The following is an 11,388-nucleotide window of genomic DNA, read 5'->3' on the forward strand; positions in this document are numbered from 1 at the left end:
CGGTTTGCATCCCATTCCAGGCTCATCTCCGCCTGGTCGATGGCCATCGGATAATCCGGCGTGTCGGTATCGATGATGGTTCCGGGGCCGATCGTCAGCTTGCCGTGCAGATAGGTCGGCAGCCCATCGCGGCTGATTTCGCCCTTCACCTCGCCTGACAACGGCAGGTCGGCGTTGTAGGTCATGTCCTTCAGCCGCAGCGCCAGCAGGATGTTGGAGGTCCTGAGCTTGTCGGCTCTGACGTCGACGGTGCGCACGCCGTTTTCCGGTGGCCCGACCACGACGCGCAGCGACCACGCGCGCTTTCCTTCCTCGCCGACGGAAAGCACCACGCCGCCACCGTGCGGGCGACGCAGGCTGAGGCTGATATTGTCGAACGTCCATTTGTTGCCACGCTGCTGATCGTCCACGACCAGCACGCCGTTTTTCAAGCCGATCTCGTTGAGGTTCTGACCGTCGAGACCGGTCAGACTGAGGCTATCGAGCCAGTCGAGCCCGGCCAGAAGCCCACTCGGCCCCGTGTTGGAGGAGCCTGTCGCAGGCGCCGGCTGCTGCGCAACGCCGCCCGGAACGCTCCCCGCGGCCGGCGGCGCGCCAGCCGGCGATTTCCTGGTCACGCCGGTCGCAAGCGGCTTTGCGGTGTCGCCGGTCGACACCGTGACATTTCCGTCCGGCGTAATGCGAATCGCGAGCACCGCATCGACCAGATTGAGGCTCTCGGCGCGAAGCCGTCCCATCAACAAGGCGTTGCCGGACAGCCGGACTTCGGCCTTGGGGGCGCTTGCCACAATGGCATGGTCTTGGTCGCGAACGATGATGTCGCGGATGCGAACCGCGATCCGGATTCGGCCCGCGCGCTCGATCTGCGTGCCACCCACCTCGACGGTGTTGCCATGGCCGATATTGTCCTCGATCGCAGCCACAAGCCATGGCGTAAAGAAGTCGACGTTGATCGGACCAGCGCCAAGCAGCCACCACACCACGCCGAACGAAGTGGTGAAGATGACCAGGAGCACCGCCAGTGCGACACCCAAACGCTTGACCCAGCGAGAGCCGGCACCCCATCGCTGCAGCGTGGACAGGGTGTCGATAACGCGATGGAGGCTGGAGTTCGACTTGGAAAGCAGGCGGCGCGCGCGGCGGCCGTCGGCGTCGTCCTGGTCCCCGTCCCAATCGGCGTCATTCCACGCGCGGCTCTGGCCGTCGCCATGACCGGGAGAATCCAGGGTCTGTGAGTCTAGGCCTTGGGCCGACCTGTTTCTTGCCATTGCCTCTCGGTGCCGGCGCTCGTTAGTAGGCTGGCCGCTTGCGCCAAGACGCCCGTCGACGGGATGCGGGCGTTCCAGTGCAGGCATCGCTGCCAATCCTAAAGGTTATCCCGTAAGCCCACTCTCCGCCGAGGCAGTCTGTTCAACGGCCGAACAGGCGGGTGCGTCGTAAACACTCCAAGCATACTCCGAGGCCGCAGCTCTTGCCCAGCCGCCGAATTGATTCCAGCCTGCCGAACAACTCTTTCAATACCCCAATGATTGAGCCAGCGAAAGCGACGAAAGGAAGGCGTATGTCCAAGAAATCCCGTAAGAATTCATCAAAGCTCGGAGACCGCGGAGGGAGCGCGGCCAGATCGTCGCCGTTAAGGGCTGCAAAGTCCGTAAAGGGCCGGAGAACGTCCGCCACGAAGACCGCTGCCCGCAACACCTCAGCGAAGCGGGCGACCTCCGCGAGTCCCGCCCGGGCGGTTCAAGCCAAGGCGAAGGCCGCGACCAAGACGTCCGCCACGCCTTCGTCCAACCCGGCACGCCTCGTCGAGGGCGCCATGGCGCCTTCGTTCATCTTGCCACGCGATGGCGGCAGTTCGGTCTCGCTGCAGGATTTTGCGGGCAAAAAGCTGGTGCTGTTCTTCTATCCGCGGGCCAACACACCCGGCTGCACCAAGGAAGCAATCGATTTCACCCGCCTCGCCGGCGCCTTCGCCAAAGATGGAACCGCGGTCCTGGGTATTTCGGCCGATTCGCTGAAGGCGCAGGAGTCATTTCGCGACAAGCACAAGCTTGCGGTTCCTCTGCTCTCGGATGAACGGCGCGAGATGCTGGAGGCGTATGGCGCCTGGGGCGAAAAATCGATGTATGGCAAGAGCTTCCTCGGCATCATCAGGACCACGGTGCTGATCGACGCGAAGGGGCGCATCGCCAAGGTCTGGCGCAATGTCCGGGTCGATGGGCACGCCGAAGAAGTACTGGCTTTTGCGCGAACACTCTGAATCGAGGACTTCATTGGAGAAAAATTAACCATCGGCGGCTCAAATCGCTCCTGCAATTTTGGCCGTACGGAATTTTCGATCCGACCGGCGCGGGAGTGCCGATGTCGCATCGTTCCGGTCAATATTCAGAATATCCCCAACATCACGCCCACAACCATGGCCGTCCGCTGCAGCAGCGGCGTACGGCAAGCGCCATCGCGGCACCGATGCCGCGCCCGACCGCCTCGGCGGTGGACGGCTATACCCTCGTGCATGCCGGCAAGCAGATTCGCATCGGCCCCGTGCTGTTCTGGATCGCGGTTGGCACTGTCGTGCTGCTCGGCCTGTGGTCGGCGGCAACCGCCACTTATTTCGCGTTTCGCGACGACGTGCTCACCCGCCTGATCGCGCGTCAGGCCGAAATGCAATATTCCTACGAAGACCGTATCGCCGAACTGCGCGCCAAGGTCGATCGCACCACCAGCCGCCAGTTGCTCGACCAGGAGCAGTTCGACCAGAAGCTCGAGCAGATCATGCGCCGGCAATCGGCGCTCGAGCAGCGCGCGACCGCACTCGGTTCGATTCCCGATGTGACCGGTTCGGTCCGGCCGCCCGCGCGCGGCACTGCCGCCTCCGAGGCAAGCCCGACGGCGGCAAAACCCTCGCCGATCAGCGACACCGTGATCTTCGTCGCGCCGCCGGATCGAGAGGCGCGGCTCGAATCGCGGGCCCCGGTTGTGTCAGCACCACCGGCCAGCCACTTCGCAAAACTCCAGGGCGTCGACAACGTTCTGGTCCGCCTGCAGAGTTCGCTCGACCAGGTCGAGCGCCGGCAGGTCGCGGCACTGGGCGCGGTCGAAGACGGCGTGGAATCGCGGGTGCGGCGCATGCGCGGGGTTATCACCGATCTCGGCCTCGACATGGCGCAGCTGGAGGCCGCAACGCCGCGCGCGGGCGTCGGCGGGCCTTTCGTGCCCGTGCGACTTCCGGGCGACGCCGGCCCGTTCGAGCGGCAGCTCTATCGCATCAATCTCGCGCGCAGCCAGATGGAGCGGCTGAACCGCACCCTGACGCTCGTGCCTTATCGCAAGCCCGTGGTCGGCGAAGTCGAATTCACCTCCGGTTTCGGCGTGCGCAGCGACCCGTTTCTGGGCCGGCCGGCGATGCATACCGGCCTCGACTTCCGCGCCTCGATGGGCGACCCGGTGCGCGCCACCGCCAATGGCAAAGTGGTCTCGGCCGGATGGAGCGGCGGCTACGGGCGCATGGTCGAGATCGATCACGGCAACGGCCTGTCGACCCGCTACGGCCATCTCTCCGAGATCCACGTCAAGATCGGCGACCAGATCAAGATCGGCCAGGTGGTCGGCGCAGTCGGCTCGACCGGCCGCTCGACCGGTCCGCATCTGCATTATGAGACGCGGATCGACGGCGAAGCAGTCGATCCGCAGAAGTTTTTGCGCGCCGGCGTGCGGCTGAGCGCGGGGTAATCTGGCGCGCCGCGGGTTCGGTGCGATCTGTGCGTCCAATTGCCACCACGTCGTCATGCCCGCGCTTGTCGCGGGCATCCACGTCTTCGGAGCCGCGAAAAAGGAAAGACGTGGATGGCCGGGCCAAGCCCGGCCATGACGACCCTAATGCCCCATCTGGTGGCCGACTTCGCCGGTCAGCACGTCGCCAAACAGATGCCAGGCCCGGCCGTCGAACTGCATCAGCTGCATCTGCTCGATTGGAAAGAAGTCATCCGGCGAGGTGTTGACCTTGATGCCCGGCAACATCACGTCGCTTGAAAAGTTCTTCAGATTGGCCGCCTGCCGCATGACGTTCTCGCGCGTCAGATCGTCGCCGCATTGTTTCAGCACCTGAACCATGGTCTGCGCGGCGGCGTAGCCATAGACCGCGTTCAGGTCGACCTGATCGCCGCTCGGGTAATATTTGTCCATGAAGGCTCGCCACGTCGTGATGCCCGGATCATCCTTCCACGAGGGATCGGTCGGATCCTTCAGATAATGCGACGAGATGATGTCCTTTGCATACTGCAATCCCGCCGGCTTGAGCACGCCGGCGACTGACGCCGAGACATTGGCCAGGAAGAAGCGCGGCTTCCAGCCGAGCTCGCCGACCTTGCGGATCGCCTGCGCCGACCCCTTTGGCGCGGCCCACGAAAAGAACGTGTCGGCGCCGGAATCCCGGAGCGCGACGATCTGTGAATCGATCGAGGGATCGCTCACCTCATAGGACTTGTCGGCGATGATCATGCCCGCCTTGTCACCGAGCCCATCGCGAAGACCCTTGACCTGGTCCTTGCCGGCGTCGTCGTTCTGCCAGAACACTGCGATCCTGGCGTCCGGGAAATGCTCCAGGATGTATTTTGCGTAGATGCGCCCTTCACTTTGGTAGTTGGGCTGCCAGCCCATGGTCCACGGAAAGCTTTTCGGATCGCCCCATTTGGTGGCGCCGGAGGCGACGAAGAGCTGCGGCACCCGCTTGGCATTCATGTATTTCTGGATCGCCGAGTTCGAAGGCGTGCCGAGCGGCTGGAAGATCAACAGCACCTCGTCGTCCTCGACGAGCTTGCGCGCCTGCTCGATCGCCTTCGGCGGGCTGTAGGCATCGTCATAGGAGATGAACTTGATTTTGCGGCCGTTGATGCCGCCCTCGGCATTGATCTTGTCGAAATAGGCCGCTTCCGTCTTGCCGATCACGGCATAGGAGGAGGCCGGCCCGCTATAGGGCATGATGTTGCCGACCTTGATCTCGGTGCCGTTGGCGCCGGGGTCGTACTTCGGCTCGGCGTGAACGCCGGCCGCCACCAGGCTCGCGATGGCGGCGATCGTGACCAGACGCAAGCCCGCAAATCTCATCGGCATGGCTTTCTCCCGTTCGAATTTTTGCGCCGACTGTCGCAAGCCGGGCCCGCTCAGGCAAGCGATACCGCAGCGCGAAACGGCATTGTTGGCCGGTCCCATTTGTGATTGATGCATTGGAGCCGAATTCCCCGCTCGAAACGAGAGAGCCGCTGACCATGACAGCCCCTGACGTCCATCTGGTGAACCACCCGCTGGTCCAGCACAAGCTGTCGCTGATGCGTGAGAGGGACCGCTCGACCAAGGGCTTTCGCGAGTTGCTCAACGAGATCGGGATGCTGCTCTGTTACGAGGTCACGCGCGACCTGCCGCTGGAGATGGTCGAGATCGAGACCCCGCTGTCGCCGATGCAGGCCCCCAAAATCGCCGGCAAGAAGCTCACCTTGGCGCCGATCCTGCGCGCCGGGGTCGGCTTTCTTGACGGCATGCTGGCGCTGGTGCCCTCGGCGCGCGTCGCCCATGTCGGGCTCTATCGCAATCCGCAGACGCTGGAGGCGGTCGAATATTATTTCAAGGCGCCGCAGGACCTCTCCGACCGCACCACGATCCTGATGGACCCGATGCTGGCGACCGGCAACTCCGCCATCGCCGCGGCAAGCCTCTTGAAAGCGCGTGGCGGGCGCGACATCCGTTTCGTGTGCCTCCTGGCTGCACCTGAGGGGATTGCACAGTTTCACGTCAGGCATCCGGACATCCCGATCTGGACCGCCGCGATCGACGAACGGCTGAATGACCATGGCTATATCGTGCCCGGCCTTGGTGATGCCGGAGATCGGATGTACGGGACCAAGTGATCAGAGGATTTTGGCAGCCCGCGCCTGATCGCGGCTGCCGGTGGAACAGATACTTTGCAACACACCGCGTTGCCAGCGAACGTCCGCATTGGACCGCGACACCCGAGGCTCGGCGCCTGCGGATTTCGCGCGGGTGAATGGCTTGCGACGGTGCTCTTTTCCCGCGCCGGCTTTCATCGGCTCGGCTCAAGGTTTGCCAGAAAACGGCTGGCTCAGGCGCGGAAAAAGCTCGCGCGTGGCGAGACGATCTATCTCGCCGGTCTCGGTGCGCCGGGGACGCATAATTCCGGCGTCGCACTGGTCGAGGTCACCAGAGAGAACGGTCCGCGGCTGATCCTCAACAACGAGGAAGAGCGCTTTTCCGGCCACAAGCACACGACAGAATATCCGCAAGCCTCGATCGATGCGATGGTATCAGCGCTCAAGCAGATGGGGAGCGACGGGCGCGACATTTTTGCCTGGCTCACCACCTGGGACTATCCGGCACTTGCCGGCACGCTGGCCCGCACGCTGCTCGAAGAGGCGCCGCAGAGTTTCCGGCTCGCGCGTTTCACCGAGGCCGCCGGTTTCGACGGCCGCCGGCTCGACCAGATGACGCGCACGCCAAAGATTTTGGCGCGCCAGCTCGGGCTTTCCAAGCGCGTGCCGCTGATCACGATGCCGCATCACGATAATCACGCCTGGTTCTCCTACGCGGCCTCGCCGTTCGCCGACGACGGCGAAGCAACAGCCATCGCGGTGCTCGACGGCACCGGCGACCGCGGCTCGATCTCGCTCTACGTGGTCCGCAATGGCGAGATGCGGAAGATCTACTGCAACGACAGCATGTTCGACTCGCTCGGCGCGTTCTACAGCGTGATCTCCTCGACCCAGGGCGGCTGGACCTGGCTGTCGTCAGAGGGCCGCTACATGGGCGCGGCCGCCTGGGGCGACATGGACCGCGCGACCAATCCGTATTACAGGCGGTTGAAGCAGGTGCTGCAGTTCAGCGCCGGTCGCGAGATCCGCCTCAACCGCGCGATGGCCAACTGGTACGCTGACCCGTTCGAACATCCCTACAAGAAGCCGCTGATCGACATTCTGGGCGAGCCGCTGAAGCCATCGCAGCTCTGGAATCCCGACGCGGTGTTGCGGGTCGAGGAGATCGAGCATCGGCCGGAGACCAGGGAGCGGCTCGACAAGGCGGCCGCGACGCAGATGGTGTTCGAGGACGCGATCATCCATGTGGTCGACCGCCTGCTTCGCGCAACCGGTGCCCACCGCCTGGTGCTGACCGGCGGCGTTGCGCTCAATGCGGTCGGCAACATGCGGCTGCTGGAGCACTTTGACGAGGCGTGGTTTGCCGAATACCAGAAGCGCAAGGCACGCCTGCATCTCTGGGTGCCCCCGGTGCCCGGCGATGCCGGCGTCACGATCGGCGCGGCCTGGCTGTTTGCACATCTTATGGGCGCCCCGCGCGGCGCGCCGATGCGCCACGCCTTTTATTGCGGCCTGCCGCCCTCACGTGAGGAGATCGAAACGGCGGTTCGCAGTGACGACACCGCCTCCACGGTGATCGGAGAGGTTTTGACGCAGGAAGGCCGCGATGGAATCGCCGACCTGATGGCCACGATCGTGGCCGACGGTGGCGTCATCGCGCTTTATCAGGGTTCGGCGGAGACCGGGCCGCGCGCGCTCGGCCATCGCTCGATCCTCGCCAATCCCTGCGATGGCGGCGTCCGCGAATTGCTCAATGCGCGGGTCAAATACCGCGAGGCGATCCGGCCGCTGGCGCCGATGGCGACGCTCGAGGCCGCGCAGGAGCATTTCGAACTGCACGAGGGCGCGTCCGACGACGACTACAACGCTTATAACTACATGGTGCTGACCGCACAGGCGAAGCAGCACGCACGGGGCAAGATTCCCGCCGTGGTCCATGCCGACGGCACCGGCCGTATCCAGATCGTCAGGGAAGACGATGATCCCCTCACCTACGCTTATCTCAAGGCGCTCGGACGCCGCATCGGCGTGGAGATGAGTGTCAACACCTCGTTCAATGTCGCCGGTCCCATCGCGCAGACGCCGGAGCAGGCCATCGCCACGCTCGGCCGCTCCAAGGGACTGGACGCGGTGTTCATGGTTGCAGGCGACGGCGCGGTCACCGCGGCCTGGCACGGCGGCGAGCGGGACAGCGGCCGGTTCCGCGACTGGTATGTGCGCTGGAAGGCCACACACTCGATCAGCATGCCAGGTTGAGTACACGCCCGTCGATCATGAGCAAGGCACTGCCGATCGCAAGCGCCCCGAAAAATCCCCCGCACGCAGCCAGTGCAACGCGCAACAGGACGAGGGTGAGCGGCGGAAACCCCTTCAAGGCGAGGCCGTTGAAGAAAAACGATCCGACCCACAACACCGAGAGCACTCCGAACGCAAAATCCCTGGCATCGATCCGGCCGTCGTTCGAGGTCATGGCTGCTCATCCGTCGCGTTGAACGGAGGCCGTGCCGGACGCCAGATCGTCTGTCCACCCGATTTCCGTGAATATGAGAGCTGTGAGCGCGAACCTTGATCAGGTCGCCGGCTTCGGCCGCGAAACGATCTCGATCATCCTGCCTTCGTCGTCATCGGGCGCAAACGACTTCGCTGCATCGTAAGCCGCAAGCGCCGCGCGCGCGACCGGGACGCCCGGCAGCAACGTTTCGGCCAGCGCAACCGCATAGGCCGCGTCTTTCCGGCGCAGCGCCGCGGTGAACGACGCGCCGGCGAAATCGCGCGCGATCATGCGCTTGGAGTGACGGATCACCTGCGGGCTGGCCACCGCGCCGCTCGCCAGCGATTCGGCCACGATCGTCATGTCGAGACCGGCCTGCTCGGCGATCGCAACGCCCTCGGCAAGGCTCGCGATCTGCACCGCGCCCATCAAATTGTTGATCAACTTGAACACGGTCCCGCTGCCGACCGCGCCGAAATGCCGGATCGTGCTACCGAGCGGTTCAAGAAACGGCCGTGCGCGCTCCAGGTCCGCAGCCTCGGCCCCAACGAGGAGCGTCAGCTTTCCGCTCGCCGCGGCATCGGGCAATCCAGTCACAGGACAGTCGATATAGATGAGGCCCCGGCTGCGCAATTCGCCGGCAAGCGCAAGCGCGTGACCATAGGACACGGTCGAGCATTCGATCGCGAGCGTCCCGGGTTTTGCGGTGGTGCCCGCGCCATTCTCGCCGAGCCAGACGCTCTGCGAGGCCTCATCATCGGCGACCATGGTGATCACGGCATCGGCGTCGATCGCCGCGTCCGCGGGCGACGTCGCCCAGCGCGCACCGCGCCCGATCAGCTCTTCGGCCTTCCCCTTGCTGCGGTTCCAGACGCTGACCTCAAAGCCCGCTTCGATGGTGCGGGCGGCCATGCCGTGTCCCATGCGTCCAAGGCCGATGAACGCAAGGCGAGGCATGGCCTAATCCACGTCTTCGATGTCGGCGCCGGGCGTGCCGAAGGCGCGCTGCGCCAGGGTTGCGGCCATGAACTCGTCGAGATCGCCGTCGAGCACGCCTGATGTGTCGGAGGTCTGCACGCCGGTGCGCAGATCCTTCACCATCTGATAGGGCTGCAGCACGTAGGAGCGGATCTGGTGGCCCCAGCCGATGTCGGTCTTGGCCGCCTGCTCGGCGGCGGCCTTCTCCTCGCGCTTCTTCAACTCAATCTCATAAAGCCGCGCGCGCAGCATGTCCCAGGCCTGCGCGCGGTTCTTGTGCTGCGAGCGGCCCGCCTGGCAGACTACAGCAATGCCGGTGGGAATGTGCGTCAGCCGCACCGCGGATTCGGTCTTGTTGACGTGCTGGCCGCCGGCGCCCCCCGAGCGCATGGTGTCGGTCCGTACGTCGGCTTCCTTGATGTCGATCTTGATCGAGTCGTCGATCACGGGAAAGATCTGTACCGACGAGAAGGAGGTGTGCCGGCGCGCATTGGAATCGAACGGCGAGATGCGCACGAGGCGATGCACGCCCGCCTCCGTCTTCAGCCAGCCATAGGCATTGTGGCCCGAGATCTGGATCGTGGCGGATTTGATGCCCGCCTCTTCGCCCTGCGATTCTTCGAGATACTCGACCTTGAAACCGTGCTTCTCGGCCCAGCGCGTGTACATGCGGAGCAGCATCTCGGCCCAGTCCTGGCTCTCGGTGCCGCCGGCGCCGGCGTGGACTTCGAGATAGGAATCGAACTTGTCGGCCTCGCCGGACAGCAGCGCCTCCAGCTCGCGCCGCGCGACCTCCTTCTTCAGCTCCTTGAGCGCGGCTTCCGCCTCGGCAATGACGCCCTGATCGTTCTCGGCCTCGCCGAGCTCGATCATGCCGACATTATCCTCGAGCTCGCGCTCGACCTTGCCAATGCCCGACAGCGCATCCTCCAGCGAGGTGCGCTCCTGCATCAGCTTCTGGGCCTTTTGGGGATCGTTCCAGAGATTGGGATCTTCGGCGAGCTTGTTCAGCTCGGCGAGCCGCGCCGTCGATTGCTCGACGTCAAAGATGCCTCCTCAGCAGCCCGACCGACTGCTTGATCTCTTCTACGAGTCTCTCGACTTCGGCGCGCATGGACTTCTCTTGGAGAGTGGCGGCACAAACGCGCCGCCGTGTGAAGGGGGGATTTAGCGTCGCAAGCTGCGAAGTGCAATCCGCACGCGGCAAAGCGCGTGCGTTTTCTGCGGATGGCAGCGGCAGCGCCTCACCGTCGGGCTAGTACAGCCCGCCGGTGCCCGGGCGCATGATGGTTCCGGCGTCAGGCGGCGCGCCCGGTGGCATCATGCGATTCGGATCGGCGTCGGCGACTCCGATGACGGAGTAGTTATCCGGTGGCGCCGTACCCGGCTTGAACGCCTCGAGAATCGTCCGGCCGGTATCGCCCGGCCCGGCGCGCATGCCGGTCTTGGCATCGACCCGCACCAGCTTGATACCGGCCGGCACCTTGAACGGAATCGCCGCCTTGTCGGCCAGTGCGAGCTTGAAGAAATCGCGGGCGATGGGCGCAGCGAGATGGCCACCGGTGGCGGCATTGCCCCGTCCGAGCGTTCGCGGCTTGTCGTAGCCCATGTAAATGGCGACGGCGACGTCGGGCGAGAAGCCGACGAACCAGGCATCCTTGGCCTCGTTGGTGGTGCCGGTCTTGCCGGCGATCGGCTTGCCGACCTCCCTGACCACGGTCGCGGTGCCGGCCTGCACCACATATTCCAGCATGGACGTGATCTGGTAGGCGGTCATGGTGTCGAGCACCTGCTCGCGACGATCGACGAGCTGCGGCTCGGGCTGATTATGCCAGCCGTCGGGCGCGTCGCAGCCGCGGCATTCGCGCGCGTCATGCTTGAAGATGGTGTGGCCATAACGGTCCTGGATGCGGTCGATCAGGGTCGGCTTCACCCGCCGCCCGCCATTGGCGATCATCGAATAGGCCGTGACCATGCGCAGCGCCGTGGTCTCGCCGGCGCCCAAGGAGTAGGACAGGTAATTGGGCAACTCGTCATAAA

At 64.6% G+C, this 11,388-nt stretch carries 8 protein-coding genes and 2 pseudogenes; 4 read left to right on the plus strand and 6 right to left on the minus strand.

From position 1 onward, the window contains the following. Nucleotides 1-1,355 (minus strand): annotated as a pseudogene (locus JOZ76_RS26190) (hypothetical protein); the annotation flags it as partial. 206 nt (nt 1,356-1,561) lie between these two features. Between JOZ76_RS26190 and JOZ76_RS38625 the strand changes: the two are divergent. Next, nucleotides 1,562-2,260 carry a peroxiredoxin gene (locus JOZ76_RS38625; RefSeq protein ID WP_291703549.1) on the plus strand — a complete coding sequence of 233 codons (699 nt, stop codon included), beginning with the start codon at nt 1,562-1,564 and terminating at the stop codon, nt 2,258-2,260. A 101-nt stretch (nt 2,261-2,361) separates the two neighbouring features. After that, on the plus strand, nt 2,362-3,729 hold the full coding sequence (locus tag JOZ76_RS26200) for a peptidoglycan DD-metalloendopeptidase family protein (protein WP_291703552.1): 1,368 nt from the start codon (nt 2,362-2,364) through the stop codon (nt 3,727-3,729). Nucleotides 3,730-3,873: 144 nt separating this feature from the next. Here JOZ76_RS26200 and JOZ76_RS26205 read toward each other — a convergent pair whose 3' ends face one another. Further along, nucleotides 3,874-5,109: an ABC transporter substrate-binding protein gene (locus JOZ76_RS26205; protein WP_291703554.1), complete on the minus strand. Its 1,236-nt coding sequence runs from the start codon at nt 5,107-5,109 to the stop codon at nt 3,874-3,876. 155 nt (nt 5,110-5,264) lie between these two features. Here JOZ76_RS26205 and upp point away from each other — a divergent pair, with 155 nt between their 5' ends. Both upp and JOZ76_RS26215 read left to right on the plus strand, forming a co-directional pair. Beyond that, on the plus strand, nt 5,265-5,900 hold the full coding sequence (gene upp / locus JOZ76_RS26210; protein ID WP_291703556.1) for a uracil phosphoribosyltransferase: 636 nt from the start codon (nt 5,265-5,267) through the stop codon (nt 5,898-5,900). A 150-nt stretch (nt 5,901-6,050) separates the two neighbouring features. Continuing rightward, nucleotides 6,051-8,135, plus strand: a complete 2,085-nt coding sequence (locus tag JOZ76_RS26215) for a carbamoyltransferase C-terminal domain-containing protein (RefSeq protein WP_291703558.1) — start codon at nt 6,051-6,053, stop codon at nt 8,133-8,135. A 64-nt stretch (nt 8,136-8,199) separates the two neighbouring features. Here the strand turns inward: JOZ76_RS26215 and JOZ76_RS26220 are convergent. The 4 genes and pseudogenes from JOZ76_RS26220 to JOZ76_RS26235 form a co-directional block, all read right to left on the minus strand. Beyond that, nucleotides 8,200-8,349, minus strand: a pseudogene (locus tag JOZ76_RS26220) (EamA family transporter); the annotation flags it as partial. Between the two features lie 99 nt (nt 8,350-8,448). Next, nucleotides 8,449-9,327 carry an NAD(P)-dependent oxidoreductase gene (locus tag JOZ76_RS26225; protein ID WP_291703560.1) on the minus strand — a complete coding sequence of 293 codons (879 nt, stop codon included), beginning with the start codon at nt 9,325-9,327 and terminating at the stop codon, nt 8,449-8,451. 3 nt (nt 9,328-9,330) lie between these two features. Continuing rightward, nucleotides 9,331-10,462, minus strand: a protein-coding gene (prfB, locus tag JOZ76_RS26230) for a peptide chain release factor 2 (protein ID WP_291703562.1) whose coding sequence is annotated in 2 segments (ribosomal slippage) — nt 9,331-10,392 and nt 10,394-10,462 — 1,131 coding nt in all. Because the reading frame shifts where the segments join, the coding sequence is not laid out codon by codon here. Between the two features lie 141 nt (nt 10,463-10,603). Next, on the minus strand, nt 10,604-11,388 hold a 785-nt coding region (locus JOZ76_RS26235; RefSeq protein ID WP_291703564.1), incomplete at its 5' end, for a penicillin-binding transpeptidase domain-containing protein.

The organism is Bradyrhizobium sp., from assembly GCF_019244115.1.
In the GTDB taxonomy this organism is placed as follows: Bacteria; Pseudomonadota; Alphaproteobacteria; order Rhizobiales; family Xanthobacteraceae; genus Bradyrhizobium.

Bases quoted from the DNA above. Each gene is read 5' to 3' on its own strand.
- JOZ76_RS26225 (WP_291703560.1), bottom strand. From the start codon at position 9,327: ATGCCTCGCCTTGCGTTCATCGGCCTTGGACGCATGGGACACGGCATG.
- upp (WP_291703556.1), top strand. From the start codon at position 5,265: ATGACAGCCCCTGACGTCCATCTGGTGAACCACCCGCTGGTCCAGCAC.
- JOZ76_RS26200 (WP_291703552.1), top strand. From the start codon at position 2,362: ATGTCGCATCGTTCCGGTCAATATTCAGAATATCCCCAACATCACGCC.
- JOZ76_RS26205 (WP_291703554.1), bottom strand. From the start codon at position 5,109: ATGCCGATGAGATTTGCGGGCTTGCGTCTGGTCACGATCGCCGCCATC.
- JOZ76_RS38625 (WP_291703549.1), top strand. From the start codon at position 1,562: ATGTCCAAGAAATCCCGTAAGAATTCATCAAAGCTCGGAGACCGCGGA.